The sequence below is a fragment of the Methylobacterium sp. AMS5 genome (genome assembly GCF_001542815.1).
Taxonomy (GTDB): domain Bacteria; phylum Pseudomonadota; class Alphaproteobacteria; order Rhizobiales; family Beijerinckiaceae; genus Methylobacterium.
In genome coordinates this window covers 5,011,512-5,024,131 of sequence record NZ_CP006992.1, presented here as the reverse complement: position 1 = coordinate 5,024,131, position 12,620 = coordinate 5,011,512, and the positions used below count along the sequence as shown (strand labels likewise).

Sequence of the window (12,620 nt, the reverse complement as noted above, 5' to 3'; positions counted from 1 at the left end):
GGCCGGCTCAGAAGGCGGCCTGCCGGGTCCTGACCTGATCGGCGGGCGTGTCGATCCACTGGACCGAGCCGGGGAGGGCGAAGCCGCCCTGGCGGTGCACCGAGACATCGCTGGTGGCCAGACCCTGGGTTTCCAAGGTCAGCGCGCCGACCGTTTTGACGTTGTGGACGCCGCCGATTTCCGCGGCGCGGGCGGGCACCGTGGCGAGGGCGGTGAAGGCCAGCGCGGCGGTGGTGAGCGAGAGAAAAGTCTTGGACATCGAGATCAGCCTCTTTTCCGGCGGCGGGCTCCCCGTCGCTTCGTGAGACTGTATGTGCTGGGTCATAGCCCATGAATCAAATGGATCGATTTCATAATGCGCATCGATCACGTGCATCTATCCCGACTCGATCTCAATCTGCTCGTCGCTCTCGACGCGCTTCTGACGGAGCGGAGCGTGACCCGCGCGGCCGGACGGATCGGCATCAGCCAGTCGGCGATGAGCCATGCCCTCGCGCGGCTGCGCACCGCCTTCTCGGATGAGCTGCTAACGCGCGGCCCCGACGGCATGCGGCCGACGCCGCGCGCGCTGGCGCTCATGGGGCCGGTGCAGGCGGCACTCTCCCAGATTCAGGAGATCACGACGCCGCCGGACGCCTTCGATCCGGCCACGGCCGACCTCACCTTCACCCTCGGCATTCCGGACTCGACCGAGGTTCTCCTGATGCCGACCCTCATCGCGCATCTGCGGGCGGTGGCACCGGGGGTGAAGCTTCTGCTGCACACGGTCGATCGGCACCGCATCCTCGACGACCTCGATACGGGGCGGGTCGATCTCGGCATCGGCGTGTTCGAACAGGGCCAGACGCATCATAAGCGACGCATCCTCAACAAGGAGAACTACCTCTGCATCTTCAACGCCGAGCTGGTCGGCGTGACGCCGCCGATCTCGCTCGAGGACTACGTGCGGCTTCCCCACCTGCTCACGAGCCTGGTCGAGAGCGCCCACGGCGTGGTGGACGACGCGCTCGCCAAGATCGGCCGCAAACGCGTCATCGCGCTGACCTCGCCGCGGTTCTCGGTGACGCCCTTCGTCGTGCGGCAGGCCCCCGTCATCGCCACGATGCACGCCCGGCTCGCGCGCTTCTTCGCCGACAGCATGGGCCTGACCGTGAGCCCGGCACCGATCGCGTTGCCGGACGTGTCCATCTCGATGATCTGGCACACATCCAACGACACCATCCCCAGTCAGCGCTGGCTGCGGGAGACGATCGTGAAGCTTCGCAAAACCGATCCCCGGCCGCCGGCCGACGGATCTCACGCGACATCCGATTGATCTCTTCGGGATGGCGGATGGCGGCGGCCCTCAAGCGCCGGGCTTACCGCATCAACCGTGGACCAGCGCCATCGCCTCAGCAAAAGCGAAGGCGGTCGCGCGCATGAAGGTGGCCGAGAGGGGAAGTGCGAGACGGCCTCGTCCACCGGCAGGAACGCGGTCTCGGCCATGAATGGTCGGAGTGGCCGGACTTGAACCGACGACCCCCTGTCCCCCAGACAGGCTCTGATCTCTGGAAAGAAATGCTATTTCTGCAAAAGACTGAATTTTAGCCGCTAGGTTTATCAATAAGTTAAACGTGCTTCACAAAGCGAAAATCAGCCGCTTCGTCTCCGCCATTCAAGCCTTTTCACGTGGTGCCGCGCACGAAAAAAGCCCCGAGGTCGAAGCCCCGGGGCAGTGCGTTGACGGATGTTAAAAGCGCTGTTCAGCCGCCTCGCTTTGACGGCCCCTGCCGCTCCTGCCGGGTCTCGCGCAGCAGCTCGATCATCATAGACATCTTCTCCTCGATCCGGCCGAAACGCTCCTCGAGCTTCGGCAGCCGGTCGCGGTCGCGCTCCAAGCTCACGAGGCGCTCGGAGAGCCGAAGGTCGTTTTCCGTGAGGCCGCCGATCTTACTGTCGAGCCCGGCCGTATAGGTCCCGGCCCAGAAAACCTGCCCGCCGAAAGCGAGCGCGAGCCCGCACACCGCCCAGAAGGGCGCGCGCCGCGGCAGGGTTACGATGCCGTCGGCCGCCTCGCCGGGTGCCTGGAGCGTGTCGGACATCGGATCAGGCTTTCAGCAGGCGGGCCGCGCCGGCACGGGCCAGCGTGGTGAGCGGCGAGGAGACGAAGAAGGCCGTCAGGATCGTGGCCTCGATCGCCACGTACTCGACGGGCAGCGGCTCAATGGGCCAGCCGAGGGCGAAGGTCTTCGAGAGGCAGATCGCCCCGAAGTGGATCGCGGGCGGGATGCCGATGCCGTAGATCAGCCCCTTGAAGGCGGGGGCGATGGCAGCCTTCGCCTGATTGGCCGCGATCTCGGCCTGCACGACCTGCACGGCGACGTCGCGCTGGGTGTTCTGGCCGTTCTCCATCCCCTTGAGGATGGGCTGAAGCACCGAGTTGCCGAACACCTTGATCAGGCCGGATCCGACGGTGCCGAGGAGGCTTCCGATCGGGTTGGCGAGCCAGCCGAGGAGGTTCATCGCGGCGGCTCCCGCGCCGGCAGGGTGGCGAGCTTCGTCGCGTAGGCGCGTGCGGCGAGCCGGGCGATCGCGAGGAAGCTCGCCACCTTGGCGCCCGGCAGCCACTCCGGCAGCAGCGGCGCGAGATCGACGCCCGGCAGCGCATCGAGGACGTCCGGCAGCGCCATGACGCCGGCGAGCAGGTAGACGCGCTTGCCGGAGGCCGCGCGCCAGCAGCGGCGCAGGCCGAGGCGGGCCCGCGCGAGGAAGGGACGGGGCGCCATGGTCAGGCCTTCCGGAATGCGGTGTGGATCAGGTCGTAGAGCCCGGCGAGGCCGGAACGGGCCGCGCCGCCGGTGGCCTGGACCCCGGAACGAAGAAGCCCGCCGGTGGGGGCGGGCGTGTCCCTCTTTGTCGCCTCAGATGAGGCAGGAAAAACGGACATAGGCGGAGCGGTCGGGATCACCGAGTGCCCGGCGGCGCGCAGCGCGTCGACCATGGAGCCGCACTGGCCCGCGATCAGGTCGTCCTTGTCCGTGCCGTTGATGATGCGGCGGGCCCCGACGGGCTCATACCGACCGCCGCCGAAATAGTCGGCGAGCTTCTTGCCGGTGAACCAGCCCTCGGCCATGCCGTAGAAGAGGATCGCAGCCGCCACGTCGAGCCGCATGGCAAGCTTCGGCGTCTTCACGAGATCCTCGTCGGCGCGCAGGTAGCCGAGTTGCCGTAGGCGGGTGGTCGCCTTGGCGTAATTCGTCTCCCAGGTGAGCTGCACGAAGCCGCGCCCCCAGAAGCCGGTGGGGCCGTAGGCGCGACCTTTCCCGCGGCCGTACTCCTCGATCGGCTGCATGGTGCGCGCCGTCTCATGGAACGTGGTGGCCAGCGCGTAGCCGAGCGACGTGGTGCCAAGCAGGGACGGCGCGGCGTCGAAGATCGCATCCATGCCGGCGACCTGCGACGCCTTCAGGCGCCCGCCGAACAGGGATGCGCGCACGGCCGCGTAGAAGGCGGCGCGGTTCAGGCTCGCGGCCATCGTGGTCTCCGGGTTTTTGGGTGGGCTAGTTTTTGACAGGCGCTTGATCGGGCGCTTTTGTCGAACGAGTAAGCGTTCCAGATCAGGGACTTAGCGAGTGGACTAGACTTGACCGGGTTTTGATCGGATAGGCCGGTACGTCCCGAACACCCGATCCCAGGCTGTGGTGACCACGCCGAAGTTCACCTCGTCTCCGCGGTGGTGCATCGCGTGCCGGATCTTGAGGCCGTAGAGCACGTGGCCCGGCGCGATCCGCCAGTGATGCACGGCGTGATGGGCCGCGATGTAGGCCAGATACCCAAGGGCGAGCCCGGCCAGCACGCCCGCCGGCAGCGCCAGGAACAGCACGCCGAACACGAGGAGCGAGTGCCAGGACGTGACGCCCGTGCGGCCCGACGGCTTGGCATGGTGCTCGTCATGGCCCGCCTTGAACAGCGGCAGGCGGTGGAACAGCACGCGGTGGATCACGTACTCGGCGAGCGTCCAGGCGACGAGTCCGAGGGCGATGCCCGGCAGCGTCGCGCCGCCGAACAGGATTAGCGCCAGCGCGAGCGCCGGCATCGACACGAAGTCGGCATAGTAGGCGAGGCGGGACATGAAGGCTCCATGGCAAGCAAGAGCGGCCCGCACCGCGAGGCGTTGCAGGAGCATGGTGGGTCCGATTTTCGAGAAGGCGCTAGGCTCGGGCTGGGCGGTCCGGCCAATCCCTGCGCTGAGTGCTAGTGTGTGCCGCCGCGGCCACTGTCAGGCGCCAGGCAAGCGCCGCCCGTTGGATCACCGGAGGCTCGATACGCGAGCACGATCAACTCGTCGCGTGAAATGGGCTCGTAGGCCTTGATCTCACTAGGATCAGCCACGGGTGCCCCATAGTAAGGGCTCGAAAAGTCGTGCTGGACGTGCCCAATTAGGTTCACGAACACGGTAAAAGTTTCATGCGCTTCGGTTTTCAGCCCTCGAAACGTCACGATCAGGCCGGTTGAGGGCTGCCAGTATAGTTCCCAAGGGGCGATATCGCCGAGTAGGGACTGCGCAGCCTCGTGTTGGCGAGCAACCCAACCACTCCATGCGGCCGCCTGCTCCTCGGTCGGCTCAAACCACCGCGCCATCGCCATTTCAGTCCGTCGCGCCGCGGGGGTAGCGGCGCAGCCTCCTAGCACGCTAGACCATAGATTGCCTGCTGCCAGCCAAAACCCAAACCGGATCTTGCGGTCGGGCATCAACAAATAAGGGGCTGAAATGGATCGTCTGAACCGGCTCGTAATCGACTCCACGGACAGCGTCAGCGACATGTGCTGGCTTACTACCGAGTTCGGGACTGACAAGTCGCCCTACTTTTACAAAGATGACCCAAACTCCCACAGACACGCTTATTCAGCGGTCTACGATCTTCTTTTTGCAAATCTTCGGTACCAGCCAATTACTTTTGGCGAGCTTGGCATTCTCGACAACTCATCCATGCACGCTTGGCGCTCTTATTTTCCGAATGCCACGCTCTATGGCTTCGAGTACCAGGACCATCTTATCGAGCAAGCGCGTTCCCAACGCTTGCCGCGGACGCACTACGTCAAAGCCGATATCGGAAACGCGGATTTATTCTATGAGTCCCTCAACGGAACGCAGCAGACCTTCGACATCCTGATTGATGATTCGACCCATCTGTTTCCGCACCAGATCAATTTCGTCAACGTCGCGGTGGACTTCGTGAAGCCGGGCGGAATGGTGATCGTCGAAGACATCTTCCGCGATTGGCCCGAGGAGCGCTTCACCGAGGCTCTGCGGCCAGTTTTACCGTATTTCTCGTCCGGCGCTTTCATTGAGACGAACCACGCCCAGCGCTACAGCGAGGGCACGCAAGAGCCGTGGTACAACAACGACAAACTCTTGGTGCTGCACCGAAACACGCTGACGCGAACGCTCACACATCCGAGCCGGGATCAGAACCTCGCTCAGCTTCGCCAGCAGACTGGCTCGACGCGCTGAGCGAGGGTGGGCGGGGTCAGTGGTAGATCCAGCTGGCCCCGTCGCAGAGCAGAAGAGCGTAGGCACTGCCGGTGCCCTGAATGGTGCCGCGATAGTTGATTGCGCCACCCGCGTTCGACACGCCCACAACAGCGCCGCGCCCGGCCGAATTGCAGGCCGGCAAAGTGCCGTTGATGGTATAGGTCGGCGGACGAAGGTAGCCGGTCAGGTTTAGCCCAGCCGTCGTGGCGATACCTCCCGAACTCACGTTCCAGCCATTACCCTCGATTTGCGCTCGGCTGTAGGTTCCGCCGAGCGTGATGCCGGCCGGGGTTGTCGAGTGCTCGTAGATCCCAGCTAGCGATTTCGCGCCAGCGATGTTGAGCGCGGTCGGAGCGGTCGAATCGTCCACGATCGAGCCGACGGACTTGTTGCCGGAGATCTGCATCGCGATCGGCGCCGTCGAATTCTCAAAGATCGCTCGCTCGGTGAACTGCGCTGGCAGAAAACCACCGATGCTGATGCCTGATTTGCTATTCGTCGTGTTCATTTCGAGATTCGACTCGGACGCGAGCCGCTCTCCCGCGAACCGTTGGGCCCAAAAGGCAGTGAAGCTTTCGTTGTTCGCCGCTGTGTTGCTGCTGCTGATGTAGATACCGGTGGTGCTCTTGTTCGTGCCGCCCATGTACATCCACAGGCCGAAACAATTTGCGACGCCGATCTCACAGTCTTTTCCCGACTTATTGGCGAAGTCGAGTTCGAGGTTGGCCGCGAATGTCGGCGTCATGCCGGGCATGAGCTGGACGTTGTTCGCCTGCCCCCAGATCCCGCCGGCTTTCTCTATGGCCATAACCTCGTTATAGATGCCTGCCTTTGCGCCAATTGCTGTATCGTTGATCCAACGCCAGACGACCGAGCCGTCCGTATACGTAAAAGGCAAACTATTCGGCCTCAGTCCGGGCGGCGGCGAATTAGCCGAAGTCGTGCCCCCTTGGATCGCACGATAGGCGGCAAAGCCGACCGTCGTCTCCTCGCCCGTCGAAAAAGCTTTGTTCGGTCCGTAAGCTTTCACGAAGCCTGTCTTGATCGTGGTAGTAACGGCGAGACTTTGCTCCTCCGCCTCAATGCCGAGATTTGTTTCCGACGAGACGAGCAGGCTGGCGCGCTGGTGATCGAAATAGGCCGGATTGATCGAATTGTCGTACGGGCCGCGGACACATGCCAGTTGCGGACAGAACGACACCCGATTGCCCGGTGCGAGCCGCACAGCGTTCGGATTGAAAACGCCAGCAAGATCAAGATCTAGCGGGGCGAGACCGCCGCTCACCAAGCGCCCTGCATTGAGTACCCACGTGGCCGATCCGGCGTCGATACACCCCAGAGGTACCATGGCCTTGCTGGCACGATCACGCACCGCGAATTGCGGGCAGGCGCCGGCGTTCTGGAGGCCGGTTTCTGCCAGAGTGAAGGTCTGCGCGGTCGCGGGTGCCCCGATCATGCCGGCTGCGGCCACCGCCAGCGCGACCAGTGCCGCGCGGAACGAACGGATCATGTGAAGGCCCTTCACTTCGGTTGGAGGGTGGCGGCGACGAGCAGGGCTTCGATCTGCGCGTCCGAGAGAGATAGGGTCGCCTGAATAAATCCGAGCAGCACGCACCCCGGCACGACGAACGCTGTTGTCCGGTAGGCGCGATTGACGGCGCTCGTCACGTCGGAGGGTACGGCATCACGCACCGTGGCAGAGGCCCCCGGAAACGCATTCTCCAGTGCGGAGTAGAACTGCCCTGCGGTGATCTGGGCCGCAGTACTGCTCGCCACGACGTCCACCGTGACGGCGGCACCCTGGCGCCCAACCGTCACCGTGCCCGAAGGGGAGCGCACATCAATCGGGAACATCGGTCGGATCGGATAGCTCGGCATGGCGGGGCCTCCTCAGGCAAACTCGACCGGCTCGCAGAAGACCTCTTCCGTCTCCGGGCCGATGGTGACGAAGACCCGCGCGTCGTAGAGGCCGGGCGGCACGTCATTGAGCGAGCCTGCCGGAAATACCGCTTCGACGAGGCCGGGGTTTGAGACGACCAAGGTTCCGGACGCGAGCGAGGCCGCCAGCACCGGGCCCGGCTCTCGGCCATCACAGCCGCCGCGATGTGGCGCGCGGGGTGTCACCTCGAGCGCGACCTCGGAGCAGGTCGAGAAATCGATCAGGCCGGCATCGGTCAGGTCGAGCCGTCCCCGCGCGTCTCCGGCGCGGAAAACGTGGCGGAAGCGCCACTGCCCGCGCCGGGAGACCGCGCCGAGGGTGTTCATGAAGGACGGCATGGCGTCAGAGCTTCAGATAGAAGGTGCCGAGCCGGGTCGGCGGGAGGTTCGAGACCGGCAATCCGCCACCAGGGTTCGAGATGCTGAAGCCGAAGACCTTCGCATTCGGCGGTGCGGTCAGGTCGTTCTTGAGGCCCTTTTGCAGATTGATCACGGGCGAGGAACCGGACGAAGTGCTCAGCGAGGCCGTCGCAAGCTCTTCGTGCGTGATGTACGCATGGGCCGGATAATCAACGGTCACCGACCCGCCCGGTAGCGTCACCGGCAGGTTCTTGTTCGATAGGCTCGTGAGTGCGTCGCCGCCGATTTGGCCCGGTGTCTGCGCGTCGCCGAGCCCCGAGAACCGCGCGCCCGAGACCGTACCCGTCGAGCCCGTCGCGGCAGCCTGTGACAGCGTGATGGTGGTGCCGTTGATATCCGTAATCGTTGTACCGGCCGAAATGCCGGTGGCAATCACCGTCATGCCGATGGCGAGTCGGGACGAATTGAACACCGTTGCCGTGGTCGAACCGGCCGAGAGCGTCAGGTCCGTGATCGTCTGAAGCCGTCCGGCCGGGCTCGATCCCATGTCGTCGAGGCCTGCCTGCATGAGGCCCTGCATGGTCGGGATGACGATCTGCTTGCCGGCCGAGAAATCGCCCGAAGCCGAGGTGCCGCGCCCGCCGACCACGGAGGCGACCGTGTCGGGGAAGGTGTTCCATAGATAGGCGAATGCGGCCGAGGCGGTGGCGGAGGCGAGTTCGGTCGCGCCTGAGCCGGCACCGCCGAGCGTCCGGCCGTTCATCCGCACCCAGCCCGGCATGATCCCGGCGTCCATGCGCCACTTTACATCGCCGGTCACGGCGATCGCGGTCGGATCAATCGTGCCGCCACCGCCGCCGCCGCTCGTGGTCGGCGGCACGGTACCAAGGCCGTCGTCGCGCCAGAGAACCTCGCCATAGGGGCCGAGCACGGCCTCGGCATAGAGCGCTGTCGGAAGGTAGATCCGCGGGAATCGGCCGGCCCCATCGGCTTTCACCGGCTGGGCGAGCGGCTTGGTCAGAGCGGCATCGGAGTAGACCGCGAGCGGCGTCGTGGTCCCGGCCGCGAAAAACACCACGCTCGGAACGAGCAGGGGGCGACCCGACGCATCGAGGATCTGCTGGCGCGACTTCGACCACGACTCGGCGGCCGAGGCAGCCGAGATCAGGCCGAGCGCGAGAACGAGCCCAGCGGCGAGCGGTTTGTGCATGTGGGGGAGCCTGAAACGACGAAGCCCCGCACGGGGCGGGGCTTGGTCAGGGCCAGCGCGTAAGGCGCGGCACGGTGATCAATTCGCGGGTTTTGCCCGTCGGGTCAAGGGGTGATGGCTGGCGGCACGGTGCGGCCGTGCTACCGTGCCTTCCATGCTCTCGACTCCCTCGCAAAAGCTCTGGTGCCTCGCGCAGTTCGCGTTCATCGCGGCGCTGACCTACGGCATGTCGGTGCCGCCCGAGGGCAATCCCGCTCCGATCAACCCGGCGCAGGTGATGGTGAGCTTCGGAGTCTCGGTGATCATGGCGGCGTTCTTTACCGCCCTGGCCACGCGGCTATGGGACCGCGCGCACCTTAAGCTGAAGAGCCTCACGGGTGTCACGGTCGCCGCCACCGGCACCGCGGGCGCCGAGTACCACGAGCCGGTTCAGGAGCGCGATCGTAGCGGCGCCCGGCTTGGCGTTCGCGAGATCCGCAAGACGCCGTCCTCCCTCTGGCGTGGTCAGCAGCGCGGCTAAGCGGTCGACGTTCCGGCCCGCCTGCCAGTCCTCGAACGCCTGCGCGATCCGCTTCGGCAGGTTGAGGCCGCCGGTCGCGAGTGCTTTGCCTGCCTCCGCGGGGAGGTTGCCCTTCCGAACCTCGGCCAGCGCCTCGTTGTTGAACGAGGTCCGCGAGCCGACGCCCTGGCGTGTGCCGGTCGCATCGAAGATGTCCAGTAGGCGAGAGAAGCCGGAGGCGATCCGCTCGCCATCCGGCAGGGCACGGATCGCGGCGAAGATGTTCTCGCTGGCCAGATCATTGCCCCGGATGCTGGCCGCGAACTTCGCTCCGCCCGCCTGATTGGCGCCGCCCTGGAGATCCTTCGTCTTGGCGGCGAACTCGGTCCCCAGATAGGTCCGGACGAGCTCGCGCGCCGCCAGCGAATTGCTGCGCGCGATGGCGCCGACGGCGGCTCCGACATCGGCCGAGGAGCCCTCGACGGGCTTCGCCGGAAACAGGGCGTCGATCGCGCGCTTCACGTCCGGCCGCTCGGCGATCCGACCCAGGGGCGAGCGCTCTACGGCCTCGCGACCCTGATGGGCGAGGGCAAGCCGCTGAAGCCGGCCGCGCGCCTCCGGGAGGAGGGCGAGGAGGTCCTCGTTCTGGCGTATCGCGGCGCGGATCCGCTCCGCCGTCGCACCGCCCTGTCCGGTCACACCGTCGAGAATGCGCGTCACCTCCCGCGCCTCGAAGGCGTTGCGGGCCGCCGGCGTGGCGTTCGCCAAGAACTCGCGCGCGGCGGTGGCGCCTTCGAGATGGGTCGGCACTTGCTCCGTCGGGGTGGCCATGCGGCGGGTCAGCGGGTCGCGCTGCGTTACCCGGCCGAGCGGGGTGTTACCGGAGAACGGCTCCAAGGGGCCGCTGTTGGCGGCGAAATTCGCGTCCGCGGTCGCCACCTCGGGCGCCGCCTTGAGCTGCTCGTCGAGCGCGGAGCGGACCGTTTGCAGGTCGCGCACCTTCGTCGCATCGCCATCCTCGCGGGCCCGGGCGAGCCGCTGGTCGAGACGCTCGCGGGCGTGCAGCAGGCCTTCGATGGAGAGATCGGTCTCGCGGACGCCCGACACGGGATCGGTGCCGTATTCGAGGAAGTCGCGGCGCACCTGCTCCAATTCGGACCGGACGTCGCCCTTGGCCGTGCGTGCCTGACCGTCGAGCGCATCGAGTGCGGCCTGCGGGTTCACCTGCCCGAACCGAGGAGCGGAGACCTCCTCCATGACGGTGGTGCTACGGGAGTAGGGCGCCGGCGGCTCGCGCATCCCGGCCACCGTGCGCTCGTAGGCGTCGAGTGGATCGACGTGCTCGCCACGCATGAGGGCGCCGAGCGTCCGGCTCCGAACTTCGGGATGCAGGCTCTCGGGCGGAACCCCGGCCTTGCGCAGGGCCTCATCCAGACTGCTCTCCGCCCGCGACTGCGCGGCCCGGTACTCGTCGGTCACCTGCCCCTGTCGTCCACGCGCTCCGGCGGCCTGCCGCTCGGCGTCAATGGGATAGCTCGGGAGGCCGCGCTGCTCGTTCTGGAGCTTGCGCAACAGCTCGTTGGTGATGTCCCGCGCGGCACCGCCATCGGCATCGGCGCGCAGGTAGCCGGCTTCGATCAGACGCTCGCGCCAGTAATTGTCGATTCCCCTGCCGCCCTCGCGCGCGACGTTGCCCATGCCGGGGATGTTGAAGCGGTGCAGGTCGGTCGCGAGCACATCGCCGTCGAGCCGCAGACCGCCGTGCCGGGCCACGAAGCGGGCAAGGCTCTCCGGGCCGGCTGCTGCCGAAGCCTCGACGACCGGCGGCGGGTCCATGGGACGCGGGGCGGCGTCCGTGAACCGCGGGGCGCCTTCCGGCTGGGTGATGATCGGCTCGCCGGGTCGCTCCACGGTCACCGTGCGATCGATCCCGACGCGCTCCGGCGCGGCGCGGGCAGCATCGTAGTCGCGGGCCGCCTGCTCCGATCGTGTAGCCTCGCGAGCATCGGCGACGCCGCGCATCTCGCGCTGGATCACCTGCCCGGCCTGATCCGGGGAGACACGCGGGCCGGCGCCCTGCGTTGCGCGGATCACCGCCTGCCCCTCGGGCGTCGCAGCGACTGCGTTGCGGGCCGCGGCCTGGACCGCCTCGCCGGTACGGGCGGAAGACGGGGAGGCCGGCGCGATGGCATCGAGCCCAGCCTGCCCGGCAGCATCGATCTGGCCCGGACGTGCGGCGAAGAACTCGGAAAGCCCGCCCTGTCCTTCGACGACGCGCTGAAGATCGCCGAGGCGGCGCGGGCCGACGACCTGCTGCAGCGCCTCCGCCCAGGTCAGGGCGACGCCACGACCGGCCGCATCGTCCATGAGCGCGCGCACCGCCGTGACCTCGTCGGGCGTGATCTTGCCCGCGGCACCATCGAACAGGCGCTCGGCCGTGCCGGGGCGGCGCGTGAAGGCCTGCGCGGCGCCACCGGCCACGCCGCCCACGAGGCGCGCGACGGGCTCGGCTGCCGTGCCCTTGGTGACCTGACCGGCCGTCTCGGACGCGATCGCCGGCGCCAGGGCATTGCGGGCTGCCGTGGCGATCGTCTTGCCCCCGCCGGGCAGGAACTCGGCAACGGTGCGGGCATACTCGCCGAGGATCGTCTGGGGCTCGTAGAGCTTGCCCGTTGCGGCTTCGAGGGCGCTGATCGCGGTCTGGCCCGGCATCGGCAGTTCGGACAGCGAGGGGAGCCCCCCCTTCATCGCCGCGCGCACCTCCGCAGCCTGTGCTTCGGAGAGCGGGGCCTTGCCCGCGAGACTGCGGGCACCCTTGCCCATCTTGTCGGTCAGGTAGCCGATGCCGGCCTCGACGAGACCGAGCGCCGTCTGCGGCAGGTCCGGCAGTCCGGCGGCGCCGCGGATGATACCGGCGCCGGCCGACTGGACGATATCGCCGACCACCGACGGAGTGTCCGCCGCGGGCTTTCCGCCCTTGGGTGCAGCCCCCTCGTCGAACTGGTCGAAGAAGTTGCTGTCCGACGGCGCGGCCTTGGTGCCGGACGCCTTCGGCGCCGGCGCCTCGTCGAATTGGTCGAAGAAGTTCGCCATCAGGA

13 protein-coding genes are annotated in these 12,620 nt (G+C 66.9%); 2 read left to right on the top strand and 11 right to left on the bottom strand.

Features of this window, described 5'->3' with window-relative positions; all coding sequences use genetic code 11:
- Nucleotides 1-7 precede the first annotated feature (7 nt).
- Complete coding sequence (locus Y590_RS22385) at nt 8-259, bottom strand: hypothetical protein (protein WP_060771785.1); 252 nt, start codon at nt 257-259, stop codon at nt 8-10.
- A 96-nt stretch (nt 260-355) separates the two neighbouring features.
- Here Y590_RS22385 and Y590_RS22380 point away from each other — a divergent pair, with 96 nt between their 5' ends.
- Nucleotides 356-1,315 carry a LysR family transcriptional regulator gene (locus Y590_RS22380; protein WP_060771784.1) on the top strand — a complete coding sequence of 320 codons (960 nt, stop codon included), beginning with the start codon at nt 356-358 and terminating at the stop codon, nt 1,313-1,315.
- A 427-nt stretch (nt 1,316-1,742) separates the two neighbouring features.
- Here Y590_RS22380 and Y590_RS22375 read toward each other — a convergent pair whose 3' ends face one another.
- The 5 genes from Y590_RS22375 to Y590_RS22355 all read right to left on the bottom strand — a co-directional run bounded on the left by Y590_RS22375 (nt 1,743) and on the right by Y590_RS22355 (nt 4,111).
- Complete coding sequence (locus tag Y590_RS22375; protein WP_060771783.1) at nt 1,743-2,081, bottom strand: hypothetical protein; 339 nt, start codon at nt 2,079-2,081, stop codon at nt 1,743-1,745.
- A gap of 4 nt (nt 2,082-2,085) precedes the next feature.
- Nucleotides 2,086-2,502 (bottom strand): hypothetical protein, encoded by a 417-nt coding sequence (locus tag Y590_RS22370; protein ID WP_060771782.1) that lies wholly within the window; start codon nt 2,500-2,502, stop codon nt 2,086-2,088.
- A complete protein-coding gene (locus Y590_RS22365) occupies nt 2,499-2,765 on the bottom strand; it encodes a hypothetical protein (RefSeq protein ID WP_060771781.1) in 267 nt (88 codons plus the stop codon). Before Y590_RS22365 ends, Y590_RS22370 begins: the two co-directional genes overlap by 4 nt.
- A 2-nt stretch (nt 2,766-2,767) precedes the next feature.
- Entirely contained in the window at nt 2,768-3,514 is a 747-nt protein-coding gene (locus Y590_RS22360; protein WP_060771780.1) for a lysozyme family protein, read from the bottom strand.
- A 102-nt stretch (nt 3,515-3,616) separates the two neighbouring features.
- Nucleotides 3,617-4,111, bottom strand: coding sequence for a sterol desaturase family protein (locus Y590_RS22355; protein WP_158509761.1), 495 nt, complete (start codon nt 4,109-4,111; stop codon nt 3,617-3,619).
- A gap of 639 nt (nt 4,112-4,750) precedes the next feature.
- On the opposite strand from Y590_RS22355, the gene Y590_RS22345 reads away from it, so the two are divergent.
- Nucleotides 4,751-5,494 carry a class I SAM-dependent methyltransferase gene (locus Y590_RS22345; protein ID WP_144440041.1) on the top strand — a complete coding sequence of 248 codons (744 nt, stop codon included), beginning with the start codon at nt 4,751-4,753 and terminating at the stop codon, nt 5,492-5,494.
- Between the two features lie 16 nt (nt 5,495-5,510).
- On the opposite strand, the gene Y590_RS26700 is transcribed toward Y590_RS22345, so the two are convergent.
- From Y590_RS26700 to Y590_RS22320, 5 genes are all read right to left on the bottom strand, one after another.
- The gene (locus Y590_RS26700) at nt 5,511-7,025 is read right to left on the bottom strand and encodes a hypothetical protein (protein ID WP_144440040.1); all 1,515 of its coding nucleotides are present in this window, start codon (nt 7,023-7,025) and stop codon (nt 5,511-5,513) included.
- A gap of 11 nt (nt 7,026-7,036) precedes the next feature.
- Nucleotides 7,037-7,393 (bottom strand): hypothetical protein, encoded by a 357-nt coding sequence (locus tag Y590_RS22335; RefSeq protein ID WP_144440039.1) that lies wholly within the window; start codon nt 7,391-7,393, stop codon nt 7,037-7,039.
- A 12-nt stretch (nt 7,394-7,405) separates the two neighbouring features.
- The gene (locus tag Y590_RS22330) at nt 7,406-7,792 is read right to left on the bottom strand and encodes a hypothetical protein (protein WP_060771774.1); all 387 of its coding nucleotides are present in this window, start codon (nt 7,790-7,792) and stop codon (nt 7,406-7,408) included.
- Between the two features lie 4 nt (nt 7,793-7,796).
- The gene (locus Y590_RS22325; RefSeq protein WP_060771773.1) at nt 7,797-9,023 is read right to left on the bottom strand and encodes a hypothetical protein; all 1,227 of its coding nucleotides are present in this window, start codon (nt 9,021-9,023) and stop codon (nt 7,797-7,799) included.
- A gap of 337 nt (nt 9,024-9,360) precedes the next feature.
- Nucleotides 9,361-12,615: a hypothetical protein gene (locus Y590_RS22320; RefSeq protein ID WP_060771772.1), complete on the bottom strand. Its 3,255-nt coding sequence runs from the start codon at nt 12,613-12,615 to the stop codon at nt 9,361-9,363.
- Between the last annotated feature and the right edge of the window lie 5 nt (nt 12,616-12,620).

What these genes read in the sequence shown, in the direction of transcription:
- Y590_RS22385 (WP_060771785.1), bottom strand. Translation starts at nt 259, where the DNA reads ATGTCCAAGACTTTTCTCTCGCTCACCACCGCCGCGCTGGCCTTCACC.
- Y590_RS22380 (WP_060771784.1), top strand. Translation starts at nt 356, where the DNA reads ATGCGCATCGATCACGTGCATCTATCCCGACTCGATCTCAATCTGCTC.
- Y590_RS22375 (WP_060771783.1), bottom strand. Translation starts at nt 2,081, where the DNA reads ATGTCCGACACGCTCCAGGCACCCGGCGAGGCGGCCGACGGCATCGTA.
- Y590_RS22370 (WP_060771782.1), bottom strand. Translation starts at nt 2,502, where the DNA reads ATGAACCTCCTCGGCTGGCTCGCCAACCCGATCGGAAGCCTCCTCGGC.
- Y590_RS22365 (WP_060771781.1), bottom strand. Translation starts at nt 2,765, where the DNA reads ATGGCGCCCCGTCCCTTCCTCGCGCGGGCCCGCCTCGGCCTGCGCCGC.
- Y590_RS22360 (WP_060771780.1), bottom strand. Translation starts at nt 3,514, where the DNA reads ATGGCCGCGAGCCTGAACCGCGCCGCCTTCTACGCGGCCGTGCGCGCA.
- Y590_RS22355 (WP_158509761.1), bottom strand. Translation starts at nt 4,111, where the DNA reads ATGTCCCGCCTCGCCTACTATGCCGACTTCGTGTCGATGCCGGCGCTC.
- Y590_RS22345 (WP_144440041.1), top strand. Translation starts at nt 4,751, where the DNA reads ATGGATCGTCTGAACCGGCTCGTAATCGACTCCACGGACAGCGTCAGC.
- Y590_RS26700 (WP_144440040.1), bottom strand. Translation starts at nt 7,025, where the DNA reads ATGATCCGTTCGTTCCGCGCGGCACTGGTCGCGCTGGCGGTGGCCGCA.
- Y590_RS22335 (WP_144440039.1), bottom strand. Translation starts at nt 7,393, where the DNA reads ATGCCGAGCTATCCGATCCGACCGATGTTCCCGATTGATGTGCGCTCC.
- Y590_RS22330 (WP_060771774.1), bottom strand. Translation starts at nt 7,792, where the DNA reads ATGCCGTCCTTCATGAACACCCTCGGCGCGGTCTCCCGGCGCGGGCAG.
- Y590_RS22325 (WP_060771773.1), bottom strand. Translation starts at nt 9,023, where the DNA reads ATGCACAAACCGCTCGCCGCTGGGCTCGTTCTCGCGCTCGGCCTGATC.
- Y590_RS22320 (WP_060771772.1), bottom strand. Translation starts at nt 12,615, where the DNA reads ATGGCGAACTTCTTCGACCAATTCGACGAGGCGCCGGCGCCGAAGGCG.